Raw genomic sequence first — 17,329 nt, forward strand, 5'->3', positions numbered from 1 at the left:
GCGTGAGGTCACGGGAATTGGCGGGATTTCCATGGATTCAGCTCTGTTTCGGGGCATTCGAGGGTCGAAACGCCGACCAACTCACAAAAAAACTTTGGGAATTCTCAAATCCGATGGGTGAGAGGTGCTGCCACTATATCTAGTGCCTGTGATTCGGGTTGCGGCAATTTGTGCTTGAATTTGCGTGTTTCTATGGGAGTCACATCGAATCGACCGGGGCTGATTTCGCTCGGATGCCACATCTATCCCTCGAATTCCTGTTGATTTCCATGAATTCCCATGGCATCCATGGTTCATCGAATGAGAACGGGCATAGGGGCAGCAAGACCCCGAACCAAATCAATAAAAAGCAGGTTTCATACAGGCTCCGCTTTCATCGAACCAAGAGATCCGGCGCGCGGGCGAGCAGACATCCCCCCAGGTGGCGCGCGCAGCTGGACACACCCCGCAAGGCGGGACGAGGGCGGCGAATTGGGCAGTGGCAGCAGCTCAATTCGCCGTTTTCCGTGAAAAGGCCCGGAAACGGGCAGGGACAGGTAAAGGAGCGCCGCTTTGGCCGGCATGTTCATAGGCGAGCACACCTTCAAGGTGGACGGAAAGGGACGCGTGTCGATCCCTTCCGATTTTCGTCATGAACTTTCCGAAGGCGACCCGCTGGCCGCCAGCACTGGCCGTCCCCGCATGGTGATCGTGTATGGTCACACCACCCAAAAACAACTGATTGTCTACACGTTCGACGGCTTCAAAGCGCTGGCCGAAGAAATTCGCGCGCTGCCGCGTGGCTCGAAGCGCCGCAAGATCATGGAGCGCATGATCCTGAACCTGGCCCGCACCACCGAGCTGGATGGCGATGGCCGGTTCGTTCTGCCGCAAATGCTGCGCGACAAGATCAACCTGGACGGCACCGCGTATTTCGCCGGCATGGGGGAAACCTTCGAGATCTGGAAGCCTGAAACCTTCGACGAAGAAAACGCGCAATTCGCTGAGGACTGGATCGAGGAAATGGGGCCGGGGGCTGATCCACTGGCCCTGCTGGACGAGTTGGGGGATGACTGATGTCGGACGCCAATAACCCTCATATTCCTGTTCTTCTGCGGCCGCTTCTGAAAGCGGTCGCGCCTGTCTCTGGGGTTTGGTTGGACGGTACCTTTGGTGCGGGCGGCTATACGCGCGGGTTGCTGGCCGAAGGCGCTGACAAGGTCATCGGCGTGGACCGTGATCCGCTGGCATTCGAGATGGCCGCGCCCTGGATTGGCGAATACGGCGACCGGCTGGAACTGGTGCAGGGCGTATTTTCCAAGCTGGACGACTACACCAGCGATCTGGATGGGATCGTGTTGGATCTGGGCGTCAGCTCGATGCAATTGGACACGGCCGAGCGCGGGTTTTCGTTCATGAAAGAGGGCCCGCTGGACATGCGGATGAGCCAGTCTGGCCCCACCGCTGCGGACATTGTGAATACCGCGTCTGAAACCGAACTGGCCGACATTTTGTTTACCTTTGGCGAAGAACGCGCCAGTCGCCGTATTGCACGTGCGATCGTCAAAGACCGCGAGACGCAGCCCTTTACCACGACCTTGCAACTGGCCGGACTGATCGAACGCTTGTTGCCGCGCAAAAAGCCGGGGCAATCGCATCCTGCGACCCGTAGTTTTCAGGCGCTGCGCATCGCGGTGAACGCCGAATATGACGAGTTGATCGGTGGGCTGGAGGCCGCAGAGCGCGCGCTGAAACCCGGCGGGAAACTGGCCGTGGTGACGTTTCACTCGATCGAAGACCGCATGGTCAAACGGTTCTTTCAATCCCGCGCCGGGGTGTCAGGGGGCAACCGATACGCGCCCCAGGCACACGAGGAACCGGCGCAATTTCAGCAGGTTAGCCGCAAGGCGATCGGCCCGGATGATCAAGAGCTGGAAGAAAACCCACGCTCGCGCAGCGCAAAACTGCGGGTGGGCATCCGCACGGATGTCCCTGCGGGCGTGACAGATCGCAAAAAACTGGGGATGCCAATGTTGGGGAAAGGGAAACGGTAATGCGCAGTGTTCTTTATGTCCTGACGGCCCTGGCGGTTATCGGCTCTGCTTTCTGGGCGTATCACGAAAACTACAAGACCCAGGCCGCGCTGGATCGCGCGGACGATCTGCATCGCAAGATCGCGCAATCGCGCGCGCGTTTGGGCATGTTGCGCGCCGAGTGGGCCTATTTGAACCGCCCGGATCGTCTGCGGGAGCTGGCTGTCATTAACTATGAACGACTGGAGCTCATGGTGTTCTCGCCCAAGCAATTTGGTCGCGTGGATCAGGTCGCCTATCCCAGTCAGGACCCGCTGGCGCGTGTTTCGGACTCGATCGAGGTGAGGGGGCAGGAATGATACGTACTCCGCTGCGCCCTTTGGCCCGCATTCTGGACGCCCGCAGCAAGGGGGAAAACCCCGATGCGATTGAGCGCGAAAACATCCGTCTGCGCCACGAACAAATGCGCGACAAGGCCCGCGCCCGTGCCGAAAGCCGCCTGCTGATCCTGGCGCTGGCATTTTTCTGCGCCTATGCGGTGATCGGGTTGCGAATGGGGGTTTTGGCCTCGACCGAACCGACCGAGCCCCGCGCCAGTGTGGCCGGCGCTGATATTCGTGCGCAAAGGGCCGACATTGTTGACCGTCAGGGGCGGATTTTGGCCACGAATATCGAGACCTATTCGCTGTATGCCAAGCCGCCGATCATGATCGAACCGGAACGCGCGGCGCGCGAACTGGCGCTGATGTTCCCCGAGCTGACCGAGGAAAAGCTGCTGAAGCAATTCACTGGCAAGAGGAAATTCCTGTGGTTGCGCCGCAAGCTGAGCCCGGAACAGAAACAAGCCGTGCATGATATCGGCGAACCCGGCCTGTTGTTTGGCCCGCGCGAAATGCGCCTGTACCCGAATGGCAAATTGGCGGCGCATGTGCTGGGTGGGGCCAGTTTCGGCGTCGAGGATGTGAATGCCGCCGAGGTGATCGGCGTGGCCGGGATCGAGCGCACCTTTGATGACTATCTGCGCGATCCGGCGCGGGCGGACAAACCCTTGCAGCTTTCGCTGGATCTGGCGGTGCAGGACGCTGCCGAACGCGTTCTGTCGGGCGGGATGCGCCTGATGAATGCCAAAGGGGCCGCGGCCGTGCTGATGGATGTGCACACGGGCGAGGTTATCTCTTTGGTTTCTTTGCCGGATTTTGATCCCAACGATCGGCCGCGTCCGCCGATTCAGGGCCACGCCGCCGACAGCCCGCTGTTCAATCGCGCGGTTCAGGGGGTGTACGAGCTGGGCTCGACCTTCAAGATTTTCGCGGCCGCACAGGCGATGGAGTTGGGGCTGGTCAACCCGAATACCGAGATCGACACGCGTGGCCCCTTGCGCTGGGGCAAACACCGCATTCGCGACTTCCACGATTATGGCTCGTCCCTCAGCACGACCAAGGTGATCGTGAAGTCCTCGAATATCGGGACGGCGCGGATTGCCCAGATGATCGGGGTGCAGCGTCAAAAGGAATTCCTGAACCGCCTGGGCTTCTTCAAACCGACTCCGCTGGAGATCACCGAGGCCAGCGGTGGCAAACCATTGCTGCCGCCCAACTGGTCCGAACTGTCGACCATGACAATTTCCTACGGGCATGGGCTGTCGGCGACGCCGTTGCATCTGGCGGCGGGCTATGCCGCGATTGCCAATGGCGGTTTTCAGATCACACCGACGATCCTGCGCCAGACTGAATCGCAAAAGGGCGAGCGCGTGATTTCTGCGCAAGCCGCCGAGGCCTCGCGCTATATGCTGCGCAAGGTGGTCACCGAAGGCACTGCCAGCTTTGGCGAGGTCGAAGGCTATGGCGTGGCGGGCAAGACCGGCACCGCCGACAAGCCCAAGGAAAACGGGGGCGGCTATTATGATGACAAGGTGATCGCCACCTTTGCCAGCCTCTTTCCCGTGCATGATCCCAAATATGTTCTGGTGGTGACGCTGGACGAACCCGTTGACACCACGGGCCCCAAACCGCGCCGCACAGCGGGCTGGACCGCCGTGCCAGTCGCCGCCGAGATGATCCGCCGGATCGCGCCGATGTTGGGGCTGCGGCCCACGATTGAACCCGAGGGCCGGGCTGATATAACGCTGACATCGAACTAGGCCGGAATTCAGGGCCGGGAAAGGCACGCGCATGTCGGGACAGGTCAAATCACTTTCAGAACTTGGGCTGACCGCGCAGGCCGGGCGTGATGCTGTGGTCTCGGGCGTGGCGGTAGACAGCCGCGAGGTTGCTCCTGGTTTTCTGTTCGCAGCCCTGCCCGGAACAGCGGTGCATGGGGCCAAATTCATTAAGTCCGCGCTGGAATATGGGGCCACCGCTATCCTGACCGATGCCGAAGGGGCGCAATTGGCGGCCGAGGATCTGGCCATGTCCGATGCGGCGCTGATCATCGCCGAAGACCCGCGCCAGACATTAGCCTATAGCGCGGCACTGTGGTTCGGGGCGCAGCCGCCAATCATGATCGCGGTCACGGGGACCAACGGGAAAACCTCGGTGTCCACCTTTGCGCGGATGATCTGGACGGAACTGGGCCATGATGCGGTCAATTTGGGAACCACTGGAGTGGAGGGCGCGTTCCAGGCTCCGTTGGCGCATACCACGCCCGAACCCGTGATCCTGCATCGGATGCTGTCCAGGATCACCTACTCTGGTGTGACGCATGCCGCGATGGAGGCCTCCTCGCACGGGTTGGCACAGCGCCGTCTGGATGGCGTGCATCTGCGCGCGGCCGGGTTCACGAATTTCACACAGGACCATCTGGACTACCACAAAACCTTCGAGGAATATTTCGACGCCAAGGCAGGGCTGTTCGATCGCGTCCTGTCCGAGGACGGCGTGGCCGTGATCAACATCGACGATCCGCGCGGGCCGGATATGGCCCGGATCGCAGGCGCGCGCGGGCAGGCTGTTCTAACCGTCGGGCGCAGCGATCAGGCGCGCCTGCGCCTGTTGGGGCAGCGGTTCGAGGCCACAGGCCAGCAAATCCGTTTTTCCTATGAAGATCAGGTGCATATGTGTCATCTGTCGTTGATCGGTGGGTTTCAGGCGGAAAATGTCTTGCTGGCCGCCGCGTTGGTGATTGGCTGTGGCGAGGACCCCGAGCGCGTGTTTGAAACCCTGCCGCATCTCAAGGGGGTCCGGGGCCGGATGCAACTGGCCGCAGCGCGCGAAAACGGGGCCTCGGTCTTTGTCGATTATGCGCACACGCCAGACGCAGTTTCGACCGCACTGAAGGCGATGCGCCCGCATGTGATGGGGCGTCTGGTGGCCATCGTTGGGGCGGGCGGGGATCGTGACGCGACCAAACGGCCCTTGATGGGGCAGGCGGCGGCGGCAAATGCCGATCTGGTGATCGTGACCGATGACAATCCGCGCTCAGAAGACCCGGCGGTGATCCGGCAAGCGGTGATGCTGGGCTGCCCTGAGGCGCTGGAAATCGGCGATCGGGCCGAGGCGATCCTGCGCGGCGTGGATGCATTGGGCCCGGGCGATGCGTTGTTGATCGCGGGCAAGGGGCATGAAACCGGGCAGATTGTCGGCGACGACGTGCTGCCTTTTGATGATGTGGAACAAGCCAGCGTGGCCGTAATGGCGCTGGACGGGGGATTGGCATGAGCCTTTGGACAGCCGCAGATGCTGCCGCCGCAACAGGCGGGCGCGCCGTCGGAGAGTGGACCGTCGAGGGCGTATCCATCGACACGCGCACGATCCAGCCCGGTGATCTGTTTGTGGCGCTGAAGGCCGCGCGCGATGGCCATGATTTCGTTGCTCAGGCGCTGGAAAAAGGCGCTGGTGCCGCCTTGGTCAGCCGCGTTCCCGAGGGGGTGGCGGACGATGCGCCGCTGTTGATCGTCCCTGACGTGCTTGAGGGGCTGGAGGCCCTGGCCATTGCCGCCCGCGCGCGAACCAAGGCGCAGGTCGTGGCCGTGACGGGATCGGTTGGGAAAACCTCGACCAAGGAAATGTTGCGCACGGTGCTGGGCGGGCAGGGCAAGACCCACGCCGCCGAGGCCAGCTATAACAACCATTGGGGCGTGCCGCTGACACTGGCGCGGATGCCCGCCGATGCGGACTATGCCGTGATCGAGATTGGCATGAGCAACCCGGGCGAGATTGCTCCGCTGGCGCGGCTGGCCCGCCCGCATGTGGCAATGATCACCACCGTCGCTGCCGCCCATCTGGAGGCATTCGAAAACCTGGAGGGCATCGCCCACGAAAAGGCCAGCATTTTCGAAGGGCTTGAATTGGGTGGCGTGGCCGTGGTGAATGGCGATCTGCCGACCAGTCACATATTGGAAGACACCGCGCGCCGCTATGGGGCCCGACTGATCACCTTTGGCGAGGCGTCGCGCAACCATCACAGGCTGACGGATGTGAAACTGGTGGATGACGTCACCGTCGCGCAAGGGCGCGCGTGGCGCAAACCTGTGCTCTATAAGGTGATGGCCGCAGGGCGCCACTTTGCCGTCAACGCGATGGGGGTGATGGCCGTGGCGCAGGCGCTGGGGATGGACACGACCATGGCCGCCAGCGACATCGCTTTGTGGTTGCCGCCCGCAGGCCGGGGGTTCCGCGAACGCATCCAGCTGGACCGGGTGATGGAGGATCAGGCGCTTGAGCTGATCGACGACGCGTTCAACGCCAACCCAACCTCGATGGCCGCCGCGCTGGAGGTCCTGGCCGCCGCCCGACCGATTGACGGTGTGGGGCGCGTTGCCAGCGGGCGGCGCGTTGCCATTCTGGGCGATATGCTGGAACTGGGTCCCGATCAGATGGAGCTGCACGAAGCCATCGCCGATCTGCCCTTTTTGCAGGGCATCGACATCATCCATTGCGTCGGGCCGCGGATGAACAAGCTTTGGTCGAAACTGCCCCCGGCCAAGCGCGGAGACTGGACAGAAGAGGCCAAACCCATGGCAAAACGCGCCCATCGGCTGATTGATGCCGGTGACGTGGTGCTGGTGAAGGGCTCCAAGGGCAGCAAAGTGTCTCTGGTTGTTGACGCCATCAAGAAACTGCGCCAAGGGACCCCCCAATCGGAATAACTGCCGACGGCTGGTCGGAGTGGAAGGACTGAACATATGCTGTATTGGCTGACCGAGCTGTCGGATGGTGGCGATTTTTTCAACCTGTTTCGCTACATCACCTTCCGGTCGGGCGGGGCCTTCATGACGGCGCTGCTGTTCGGCTTTATGTTCGGGCAGCCTCTGATCAACGTGCTGCGCCGCAAGCAGGGCAAAGGCCAACCGATCCGCGATGACGGCCCCGAGGGGCACTTCGTTAAGGCAGGCACCCCCACCATGGGCGGGTTGCTGATCGTGGGGGCGCTGCTGAGCTCGACCCTGCTGTGGGCGCGGCTGGACAATCCGTTTGTGTGGCTGGTGCTGTTCGTGACCATGGCCTTTGGCCTGATTGGCTTTGCCGATGATTACGCCAAGGTCAGCAAACAGAATACCGCCGGTGTGCCCGGTAAAGTGCGGCTTTTGCTGGGCTTTCTGATTTCGGGTATCGCAGGATACTGGGCCACGATGTACCACCCCGAAGCGCTGCAATACCAACTGGCGCTGCCAGTGTTCAAAGACACGCTGATCAACCTGAGCTTTGTTTTCATTCCCTTCGCGATGATCGTGATTGTTGGCTCGGCCAATGCGGTGAACCTGACCGACGGTTTGGACGGGTTGGCCATCATGCCGGTGATGATCGCCAGCGGGACGCTGGGTGTGATTGCCTATGCGGTGGGGCGTGTCGACTTTACCGAATATCTGGACGTGCATTATGTGCCCGGCACTGGCGAGATCCTGATTTTTGTGGCTGGCCTGATCGGCGGAGGGCTGGGATTCCTGTGGTATAACGCGCCGCCCGCGGCGGTGTTCATGGGCGATACTGGATCGCTGGCGCTGGGCGGGGCCTTGGGCGCCATCGCCGTTGCCACCAAACACGAGATCGTCTGGGCCATCGTCGGCGGTCTGTTCGTGGTCGAGGCCCTGTCGGTGATCATCCAAGTGTTGTATTTCAAGCGCACGGGCAAGCGCGTGTTTCTGATGGCGCCGATCCATCACCATTACGAGAAAAAAGGCTGGGCCGAGCCTCAGATCGTGATCCGGTTCTGGATCATCGCGCTGATCCTGGCCATGATCGGGCTGGCGACGCTGAAGGTTCGGTAGGCGTTTGTGCCGCAGCGTCATGTGTGTGGCGCGGGTCCGCAGTGGGTATTTGGGCCAAGAAAAAGCAAGATGATGCGCCCCGTTCTCACCGTCGCGCACGGCGGTTAGGGGGGCAAGCGCAGGAGTGGGCGGTATGATTCCGGTCAGAGGTTTCGAAGGGCGTGATGTGGCGGTTCTGGGGCTTGGACGCTCGGGGCTGGCAACCGCGCGAGCGTTGCGGGCAGGGGGGGCTACGCCCGTTTGCTGGGATGACAACCCAGCGGCGCGCGAGGCCGCCGAGGCCGAGGGTTTCACCACCCGGGATCTGAAGAAACCGGGCGCGTTCGAGGGCATCGCCAGTCTGATCGTCAGCCCCGGCATTCCCCATCTGTACCCCGAACCCAACAAGGTGGTGGCGGCGGCCTGGGTTGCTGGTGTGCCTGTGGACAATGATATCGGGCTATTTTTCCGCTCGGTCGCCAATGGGGAATGGGACAATTTCGACACGCCGCCGCGGGTGATCGCGGTGACGGGCTCGAACGGGAAATCCACCACCTCGGCCTTGATCCATCATGTGCTGAGCGAGGCCGGACGTCCCTCGCAATTGGCGGGCAATATCGGGCGCGGTGTGCTGGATATCGACCCGCCCGAAGATGGCGGCGTGGTGGTGTTGGAGCTGTCCAGCTATCAAACCGATCTGGCCCGCGCTTTAACACCGGATGTGGCCGTTTTCACCAATCTCAGCCCCGATCATCTGGATCGGCACGGCGGCATGGGGGGCTATTTCGCGGCCAAGCGACGCCTGTTCGCCGAAGGCGGCCCCGATCGCGCCATCATCGGTGTGGACGAGCCCGAAGGGCAGTACCTGGCCAACCAGTTGGCCGAAGGGGCAGCGGACGCGCGCGTCATTCAAGTGTCGGTAGATCGCAAACTCACCGGTCCCGGCTGGCAGGTCTGGACACGCAAAGGGTTCCTCAGCGAGTATCGCAAGGGGCGGCAAGCTGGCTCGATTGACCTGCGCCAGATCACGGGCTTGCCCGGAGCGCATAACCATCAGAATGCCTGCGCTGCCTATGCGGCCTGTCGGGCGCTGAACCTGGCGCCGCGCCTGATCGAGGACGCTTTTCACACCTTCCAGGGCCTGCCGCATCGCAGCCAGACCATCGCCGAAGCAAATGGCGTGCGCTACGTGAATGACTCCAAGGCCACCAATGTGGATAGCGCCGCCAAGGCCCTGCAAGCCTTCCAGAATATCCGCTGGATCTGCGGCGGGCTGGAAAAAGAGGGCGGTCTGGACCAACTGCCCGCAGCGGCCGCGAACGTGATCAAAGCCTATGTCATCGGTCGCGAGGCCGCTCATTTCGCGATGCAGCTGGACGGTATCGACACCGAAGTCTGCACCGATATGGAATTTGCCGTCGCCCGCGCCGTAGCCGAGGCCCAGCCGGGTGATACGGTCCTTCTCGCTCCCGCGGCAGCCAGTTTCGATCAGTACGACAGCTTCGAGCAGCGCGGCGAAGATTTCACCGCCCGTGTTCAGGCGGCACTCGACGCGCTTTTTCTTGGCTCAAATACCCCGGGGTGAATGCGCCAAAGGCGCAGAGGGGCAGCGCCCCTGCTTTGCCCATTATTTTGCGATCGCCTGTCCGGCGGCCCATCCCGATGACCAGGCCCATTGGAAATTGAAACCGCCAAGCCAGCCGGTCACGTCCACCGCCTCGCCGATGAAATACAGCGCCGGAACGGTTTTGGCCTCCATCGTGGCCGAGTTTAGCCCGTCGGTATCGATGCCGCCCAATGTCACCTCGGCGGTGCGATAGCCCTCGGAACCGGCAGGGGTGAGCGTCCAGCTGTGTAGCTGGTCGGCCAGCGCGCGCAGGGATTTGTCGCTTTGATCGGCCAGGTTTCCGGTCAGATTCCAGTCTGTGCTCAGATGATCGGCCAGGCGCGCGGGCAGGATCTGGCCCAGCATGGTGGACAGGTTCTTGCGCCCCGCCGATTGGCGCAGGGCGCGCAGCGTATCAAACGCGACCGCACCGGGCAGCAGGTTCACGGAAATGTCCTGTCCCTCGCGCCAGAACGAAGAAATCTGCAACACCGCAGGCCCCGAAATGCCGCGATGGGTGAACAGCATGTTTTCGTCAAAACTGGTGTTGCCAGCCATCATACGCACGGGCAGCGCAACCCCGGCCAGACCCGCGAAACGTTCGGGCGGAAAGGTCAGCGGCACCAATCCGGGGCGGGTTTCGGTCACGCTTAGCCCGAACTGGCGCGCGATATCATAGGCCAGCCCGGTCGCGCCCATTTTGGGGATGGATTTCCCGCCCGTGGCCACCACCAGATTGCGGGCGGTCACGGTTTTGCGCCGACCGTTGTTTTCGGTGATCACGCGAAACCCGCTTTCGTCGCGGGCGACCTCGATGATGCTGGCCTCCAGCCAGACGGTGGCATCTGCTTTGGCTGCTTCCTCCAGCAGCATGGCGACGATTTGCTTGGCCGAGCCATCACAAAACAGCTGTCCCAGCGTTTTTTCATGCCAGGCGATGCCGTGGCGCCCGACCAGATCGATGAAATCCCACTGGGTATAGCGCGCCAGTGCGGATTTCACGAAATGCGGGTTGGCGGACAGGAAATTTCCCGGCTCGGCATACATGTTGGTGAAATTGCAGCGCCCGCCGCCGGAAATGCGGATCTTCTCGCCTGGGGATTTGGCGTGATCCAACACCAGACAACGCCCCCCTGCATGGGCGGCGCACATCAGGCCGGCGGCTCCGGCGCCAAGGATCAGCGTGTTATAGTCCATGCGCCTCGCCTGCCTGAACTGACGCAAATTGGCAAGGGCTTGCTGATCGGCGGGTCATCGCGGGCTTTTATCGCTGGCCCAAACCCGCGTGATTCGGTACACTTATGGGATCAGACCCCGCAAAGGGGCGAAGCAGAGGCAGAAACGGCGGTATCCCATGACTGAGATGGTCTATGGCTCGGTGCCTGTAAGGCAGGGCGAGCCCGTACTTCCCAAATGGTGGCGGACGATCGACAAATGGTCGATGTCCTGTGTTCTGATCTTGTTTGGGGTCGGGCTGTTGCTGGGCTTTGCGGCCTCGCCACCCTTGGCCGAAAAGAACGGATTTCTGCCCTTTCACTATGTGCAGCGCCAAGCCTTTTTCGGCGGAATTTCCCTGTCGGTGATGTTGATCACCTCGATGATGGGGCCGGTGATGGTGCGCCGTCTGGCCGTGCTGGGCTTTGTTTTGTCCTTCATCGCGTTGCTGGGGCTGCCGATTTTCGGCACGGATTTCGGCAAGGGCGCGGTGCGATGGTATTCGCTGGGCTTTGCCAGCGTGCAGCCTTCTGAGTTTTTGAAACCCGCCTTTATCATCGTGGCTGCGTGGCTGTTGGCGGCCGCGCAAGAGATCAACGGCCCTCCGGGGCGGATGTGGTCCTTTGGGTTGGCGGTGGTGATCGTCACCATTCTGGCGCTGCAGCCTGATTTCGGGCAGGCCAGCCTGGTCTTGTTTGGCTGGGGCGTGATGTATTTCGTTGCCGGGGCACCGATGCTGTTGCTGGTGGGCATGGCCGGGCTGGTCGTGCTGGCGGGGACGTTCGCCTATAACAACTCGGAACACTTTGCCCGCCGCATCGATGGTTTTCTGTCCCCCGAGGTCGATCCGACCACGCAGCTGGGCTATGCCACCAACGCCATCCAAGAGGGCGGTTTTTTCGGCGTCGGCGTGGGCGAAGGCGCGGTGAAATGGTCGCTGCCTGATGCGCATACCGATTTCATCATCGCCGTCGCGGCCGAGGAATACGGGCTGATCCTGGTGCTGTGCATCATCGCGCTCTACTCGGTGATCGTGCTGCGCAGTTTCTTCCGCCTGATGAAGGAACGTGACCCGTTCATCCGTCTGGCCGGCACTGGTCTGGCCGCGATGTTCGGTGTGCAGGCGATGATCAACATGGGCGTGGCCGTGCGCCTGCTGCCCGCCAAGGGCATGACCCTGCCATTCGTCAGCTATGGGGGCTCGTCCCTGATTGCGGGCGGGATTGCCGTGGGGATGCTGCTGGCCTTTACCCGCACCCGTCCGCAGGGCGAGATCGGTGATATTCTACGAGGACGCTACAAATGAGCACGCAGCCTTTGCTGGTGATCGCTGCCGGGGGGACCGGTGGCCACATGTTTCCTGCGCAGGCCCTGGCCGAGGCCATGCTGCGCCGGGGCTGGCGCGTAAAACTGTCCACCGATGCGCGTGGTGCCCGCTACACCGGCGGTTTCCCGCACTCGGTTGAAATTGAACAGGTTTCCAGCGCGACGTTTGCGCGTGGGGGGCTGCTAGCCAAGGCGGTCGTGCCCTTTCGCATTCTGGGCGGGGTTCTGGGCATGGTCTGGCGGATGAAGCGCGACCGGCCAGCCGTCGTGGTGGGCTTTGGCGGCTATCCGTCGATCCCGGCGATTGGCGCCGCGACCCTTCTGAAACTGCCGCGGATGATCCATGAACAGAACGGCATTCTGGGCCGTGTGAACCAGATTTTCGCCAAGCGGGTGGACGCCGTGGCCTGTGGCACCTGGCCCACCGATCTGCCCGACGGGATCGAAGGGCACCACACGGGCAACCCGGTGCGCAAGGCTGTGCATGACCGCGCGGGCGCGGGCTATATCAGCCCCGGTGACTATCCGATGTCGATCCTGGTGATGGGCGGATCTCAGGGCGCGCGTATCCTGTCAGACGTGGTGCCAGGCGCGATTGCTGCGCTTCCGCCCGAGCTGTTGCAATATGTCCGTGTCAGTCATCAGGCCCGCGACGAGGATTTCGACCGCGTCACACAATTCTATTCTGATCACGGCATTGCCGCCGATGTGCAGCCCTTTTTCAACGACGTGCCCACCCGGATGAGCGAGGCGCAGCTGGTGATCTCGCGCTCGGGCGCGTCCAGCGTAGCCGATATCAGCGTAATCGGGCGCCCGTCCATTCTGGTGCCCTTTGCAGCGGCCACCGGGGACCACCAAACCGCCAATGCTCGTGGGCTGGTCGATGCCGGTGCGGCGATCCTGATCCCCGAAAAGCGGCTTGAGCTTTCCGCGCTGGCAGAGCAAATAGCCACCGTGCTGACCAACCCCCAAGGCGCACAGATGATGGCGAATGCCGCGCTCAGCTGTGGCAAACCCGAAGCGACCGAAGAGCTGGTGCAGATGGTCACGGCGCTGGCAAAGAAGGACTGATACGATGAACGCAGCAACCAAGCTGCCCACCGATGTGGGCCCCATCCATTTCGTGGGCATCGGCGGGATCGGCATGTCCGGCATCGCCGAGGTGCTGCTGAACCATGGCTATATCGTTCAGGGTAGCGACCTGAAGACCAGCAAAATCACCGACCGTCTGGCTGGCATGGGCGCCACCATTTTCGAAGGCCAGCGCGCTGACAATCTGGAAGGGGCCGAGGTCATCGTGATCTCCTCCGCGATCAAACCGGGCAATCCTGAACTGGACGAGGCCCGCCGCCTGGGCTTGCCCGTCGTGCGCCGCGCTGAAATGCTGGCCGAACTGATGCGCCTGAAATCCAACATCGCCGTTGCCGGGACGCATGGCAAAACCACGACCACCACCATGGTCGCGACCCTGCTGGATGCGGGCAACGTGGACCCGACCGTGATCAATGGCGGCATCATCCACGCCTATGGCAGCAACGCACGCATGGGCGAGGGCGAATGGATGGTGGTCGAGGCTGACGAATTTGACGGCACTTTCAACCGTCTGCCCGCCACCATCGCCATCGTCACCAATATCGACCCCGAGCATATGGAACACTGGGGCACGATCGAAAACCTGCGTCAGGGCTTTCTGGATTTCGTCTCCAACATCCCGTTTTACGGTCTGGCCGTGTGCTGCACTGATCACCCCGAGGTGCAGGCCCTGGTCGGCAAGATCACCGATCGCCGCGTCGTGACCTTTGGGTTTAACGCACAGGCGGATGTCCGCGCTGCGAACCTGACCTACAAAAAAGGCGTCGCGCATTTCGATATCCAGTTGCAGGCCGAAGGCATCACGATTGAAAACTGCCGTCTGCCGATGCCGGGGGATCACAACGTGTCCAACGCCTTGGCCGCCGTGGCCGTCGCCCGTCATCTGGGCATGAAGGCCGAGGAAATCCGCGACGCGCTGGACGCGTTCAAGGGCGTGAACCGTCGCTTTACCAAGGTGGGCGAGGTGAACGGCGTCACCATCATCGACGATTACGGCCACCACCCTGTGGAAATCGCGGCCGTTCTGAAAGCCGCGCGTCAAGCCACCGAGGGCCGGGTGATCGCCGTGCACCAGCCGCATCGCTACAGCCGCCTGCATTCCCTGTTCGAGGATTTCTGCGCTTGTTTCAACGATGCGGATGTTGTCGGCATCGCCGAGGTTTTTGCTGCTGGTGAGGACCCCATCGAGGGCGCCAGCCGCGATGATCTGGTTGCGGGGCTGGTCCAACATGGGCACCGGCACGCGTTGGCCGTGACCTCCGAAGATGATCTGGAGGCGCTGGTGCGCGCCGAAGCAAAACCCGGCGACATGGTCGTCTGTCTGGGCGCGGGCACGATCAGCGCTTGGGCGCATGGGCTGCCCGCACGTTTGGGGCAGGGGTAACGCGACACTCTGCGCCTTGGAAACTCTGGACCAACCGCGCGGGATCGGCATGAATAGACCCGCGCGATCTGATCAAAGGGGGCGCAAATGGCGGACGCATTGAAACGACGGATCGGGCTTGGGCTGCTGACGGCCTATGGCGTGGGCGTCATGGTGGGGGCCGGCATCTATGTTCTGGTGGGTGCCGTGGCCGATCAGGCGGGGATCTGGTCTCCCTTGGCCTTTGTGATCGCGGGGCTGATCGCGGCCCCCACGGCGCTTAGCTATTCCGAATTTTCCACGCGCATCCCCGAGGCCGCGGGCGAGGCAGCCTATGTCGCCAAGGGCTTCAGCATTCCCCTGGTCGCGCTGATCGTGGGGCTGGCCATCGTCATGGCGGGCACGGTGTCGGCTGCGGCTGTGCTGCGCGGCGGGGTGGGCTATCTGACTTCGGTGCTCGAGGTGCCCAGCGTCTGGGCCATCATCGGGGTCGGTGCGGCGCTGACCATCGTCGCGATTCTGGGTGTGTTGGAAAGCATGGCCCTCGCCGCGATCTTTACCGTGGTCGAGCTGGCGGGTCTGGCGCTGGTGGTCTGGGCCGGTTTCGGCGCCGAGGCCACGCCGGATTTCACGGTGCCTGATGTTCCGGTCTGGTCGGGTATCGGCGCGGCGGCGGTTCTGGCCTTCTTTGCCTTTATCGGCTTCGAGGACATCGTGAACATGGCCGAAGAGGTGGAAAACCCCACCCGCACCATGCCCCGCGCGATCTTGTTGTCCTTGGTCGTCACCAGCGTGATCTATGCGCTGGTCAGCTTTGCCGCCATCCGCGCTGTCCCGCTTGAAGAGCTGTCCGCCTCGGAACGCCCCTTGGTTTTGGTCTGGCAGGCCCATAGCGACACCGGCGCGAATTACTTTGCGCTGATCGCGGTTGTGGCCGCGCTGAACGGTGTGCTGGCGCAGATTGTGATGGCCAGCCGGGTGCTGTTCGGGCTGGGCAAACGCTATGTGATCTTGCGCCCGTTCCATCATGCGCATTCCCGGTTCGGCACACCAGTTTTGGCCACCGGATTGCTGGGGGCGATTGTGATTTTCGCCGCTGCCACCTTGCCGATTGCCTCGCTGGCCGAGATGACCTCGACCCTGCTACTCAGCGTGTTCGTTCTGGTGAACCTGGCGCTGATCGCCGTCAAACGGGCCGAGCCCGACGCGCCATTTCGCGTGCCCACCTATGTGCCGGTTGTGGGTGTGATCCTGGCCGGCGCTGCGTTGATTGTCAGCATCGGAGGCATGGGATGACCTGGGCCCTAACCCTTGCACTATTGTGGTTCGTGGTCGCCAATCTGGGCGCCATGGTGCCCAGCAAACGCCATCACTGGCCCTTTGCCTATGTGTTGATCGCGGTGGGCATTCCCATTCTGGGCGCGGTGGTTTATCTGCATGGTCCCTGGATCGGCGGGGTGCTTCTGATCGCGGCCATGTCCGTGTTGCGCTGGCCGGTGATTTATCTGTTCCGCTGGATCAAGCGAAAAGGAAAGACCAAAGATGCAGATGCCTGAGGTGCGCGGTCGTCTGACCCCCGGCAAACCCCTGTCCGAGCTGACTTGGCTGCGTGTGGGCGGTCCGGCGGATTGGCTGTTTCAGCCCGCGGATGTTGAGGATTTGCAGGCGTTTCTGGCCTCTTTGGATCCTGAGGTTCCGGTGTTTCCGATGGGTGTGGGCTCAAACCTGATCGTGCGTGATGGTGGCTTGCGCGCCGTGGTGATCCGGCTGGGGCGCGGTTTCAATAGCATCGAGGTAACGGGCAATCGCGTCACCGCCGGGACAGCCGCGCTGGATGCGCATGTGGCGCGCAAAGCGGCCGAGGCGGGCGTGGACCTGACCTTCTTGCGCACCATTCCGGGCAGCATCGGCGGCGCGGTGCGGATGAACGCGGGGTGCTATGGATCGTACGTAGCGGATGTGTTCGCGCAGGCGCGCGCGGTGACGCGGGATGGCCAGATCGTCACGCTTGGCGCCGAGGATCTGCAATTTCAATACCGTCAATCCAACCTGCCCGACGGCATGGTGATCTTTGAAGCCACGTTCGAGGGACCGGCAGGCGATCCACAGGAACTGGCGGACCGGATGCAGGCGCAGCTGCAAAAACGCGACGAAACCCAACCCACCAAGGATCGCAGCGCAGGCAGCACCTTTCGCAACCCGGCGGGCTTTTCCAGTACGGGGCGCGCGGATGATGTGCATGACCTGAAGGCCTGGAAGGTGATCGACAACGCCGGGATGCGCGGGGCCACCCGCGGCGGTGCCCAGATGAGCGAAAAACACTCGAACTTCCTGATCAATACGGGGGCAGCCACGGCGGCGGACCTCGAAGGATTGGGCGAAGAGGTGCGAAAAAAGGTTTACGATTCTCAAGGGATCACGCTAGAATGGGAAATCATGCGTGTCGGCGAACCGGCCGCAGTTTAAGGGGCACCAAAACCCCGTTTCAGGCCTGCAAAGACAGGTCATCAAAGCAATAAATGGGCCGCAAT

General features: G+C 62.3%; 15 protein-coding genes. 14 read left to right on the forward strand and 1 reads right to left on the reverse strand.

Features of this window, described 5'->3' with window-relative positions; all coding sequences use genetic code 11:
• The first annotated feature begins 561 nt into the window (after positions 1-561).
• The 8 genes from mraZ (at position 562) to murD (ending at position 9,781) form a co-directional block, all read left to right on the forward strand.
• Positions 562-1,056, forward strand: coding sequence for a division/cell wall cluster transcriptional repressor MraZ (mraZ, locus tag ACXADQ_RS13035; RefSeq protein ID WP_475326078.1), 495 nt, complete (start codon positions 562-564; stop codon positions 1,054-1,056).
• The gene (gene rsmH, locus ACXADQ_RS13040) at positions 1,056-2,033 is read left to right on the forward strand and encodes a 16S rRNA (cytosine(1402)-N(4))-methyltransferase RsmH (protein WP_475321102.1); all 978 of its coding nucleotides are present in this window, start codon (positions 1,056-1,058) and stop codon (positions 2,031-2,033) included. Before mraZ ends, rsmH begins: the two co-directional genes overlap by 1 nt.
• A complete protein-coding gene (ftsL, locus tag ACXADQ_RS13045; RefSeq protein WP_475321107.1) occupies positions 2,033-2,371 on the forward strand; it encodes a cell division protein FtsL in 339 nt (112 codons plus the stop codon). Before rsmH ends, ftsL begins: the two co-directional genes overlap by 1 nt.
• Positions 2,368-4,152 carry a peptidoglycan D,D-transpeptidase FtsI family protein gene (locus ACXADQ_RS13050; RefSeq protein ID WP_475321110.1) on the forward strand — a complete coding sequence of 595 codons (1,785 nt, stop codon included), beginning with the start codon at positions 2,368-2,370 and terminating at the stop codon, positions 4,150-4,152. Before ftsL ends, ACXADQ_RS13050 begins: the two co-directional genes overlap by 4 nt.
• Positions 4,153-4,183: 31 nt before the next feature.
• A complete protein-coding gene (locus ACXADQ_RS13055) occupies positions 4,184-5,668 on the forward strand; it encodes a UDP-N-acetylmuramoyl-L-alanyl-D-glutamate--2,6-diaminopimelate ligase (RefSeq protein WP_475321112.1) in 1,485 nt (494 codons plus the stop codon).
• A complete protein-coding gene (locus ACXADQ_RS13060) occupies positions 5,665-7,098 on the forward strand; it encodes a UDP-N-acetylmuramoyl-tripeptide--D-alanyl-D-alanine ligase (RefSeq protein ID WP_475321114.1) in 1,434 nt (477 codons plus the stop codon). Before ACXADQ_RS13055 ends, ACXADQ_RS13060 begins: the two co-directional genes overlap by 4 nt.
• A 36-nt stretch (positions 7,099-7,134) precedes the next feature.
• Positions 7,135-8,217, forward strand: a complete 1,083-nt coding sequence (mraY, locus tag ACXADQ_RS13065; protein ID WP_475321116.1) for a phospho-N-acetylmuramoyl-pentapeptide-transferase — start codon at positions 7,135-7,137, stop codon at positions 8,215-8,217.
• Between the two features lie 133 nt (positions 8,218-8,350).
• Positions 8,351-9,781, forward strand: a complete 1,431-nt coding sequence (gene murD, locus ACXADQ_RS13070) for a UDP-N-acetylmuramoyl-L-alanine--D-glutamate ligase (protein WP_475321119.1) — start codon at positions 8,351-8,353, stop codon at positions 9,779-9,781.
• A gap of 42 nt (positions 9,782-9,823) precedes the next feature.
• Here the strand turns inward: murD and ACXADQ_RS13075 are convergent, their stop codons facing one another.
• On the reverse strand, positions 9,824-10,999 hold the full coding sequence (locus ACXADQ_RS13075) for a BaiN/RdsA family NAD(P)/FAD-dependent oxidoreductase (RefSeq protein ID WP_475321121.1): 1,176 nt from the start codon (positions 10,997-10,999) through the stop codon (positions 9,824-9,826).
• A gap of 157 nt (positions 11,000-11,156) precedes the next feature.
• Between ACXADQ_RS13075 and ftsW the strand changes: the two genes are divergently transcribed.
• From ftsW to murB, 6 genes are all read left to right on the forward strand, one after another.
• On the forward strand, positions 11,157-12,323 hold the full coding sequence (ftsW, locus tag ACXADQ_RS13080) for a putative lipid II flippase FtsW (protein ID WP_475321124.1): 1,167 nt from the start codon (positions 11,157-11,159) through the stop codon (positions 12,321-12,323).
• Entirely contained in the window at positions 12,320-13,414 is a 1,095-nt protein-coding gene (locus ACXADQ_RS13085; RefSeq protein ID WP_475321126.1) for a UDP-N-acetylglucosamine--N-acetylmuramyl-(pentapeptide) pyrophosphoryl-undecaprenol N-acetylglucosamine transferase, read from the forward strand. The genes ftsW and ACXADQ_RS13085 overlap by 4 nt, the downstream gene beginning before the upstream one ends.
• Before the next feature lie 4 nt (positions 13,415-13,418).
• Positions 13,419-14,819 (forward strand): UDP-N-acetylmuramate--L-alanine ligase, encoded by a 1,401-nt coding sequence (gene murC, locus ACXADQ_RS13090; protein ID WP_475321128.1) that lies wholly within the window; start codon positions 13,419-13,421, stop codon positions 14,817-14,819.
• 87 nt (positions 14,820-14,906) lie between these two features.
• Positions 14,907-16,094 carry an APC family permease gene (locus ACXADQ_RS13095; RefSeq protein ID WP_475321131.1) on the forward strand — a complete coding sequence of 396 codons (1,188 nt, stop codon included), beginning with the start codon at positions 14,907-14,909 and terminating at the stop codon, positions 16,092-16,094.
• Positions 16,091-16,354, forward strand: a complete 264-nt coding sequence (locus ACXADQ_RS13100; protein ID WP_475321134.1) for a DUF2484 family protein — start codon at positions 16,091-16,093, stop codon at positions 16,352-16,354. The genes ACXADQ_RS13095 and ACXADQ_RS13100 overlap by 4 nt, the downstream gene beginning before the upstream one ends.
• Positions 16,341-17,264, forward strand: coding sequence for a UDP-N-acetylmuramate dehydrogenase (gene murB / locus ACXADQ_RS13105; RefSeq protein ID WP_475321138.1), 924 nt, complete (start codon positions 16,341-16,343; stop codon positions 17,262-17,264). The genes ACXADQ_RS13100 and murB overlap by 14 nt, the downstream gene beginning before the upstream one ends.
• Positions 17,265-17,329: the final 65 nt, after the last annotated feature.

Source organism: Thalassovita sp. ABM4_323, assembly GCF_056158665.1.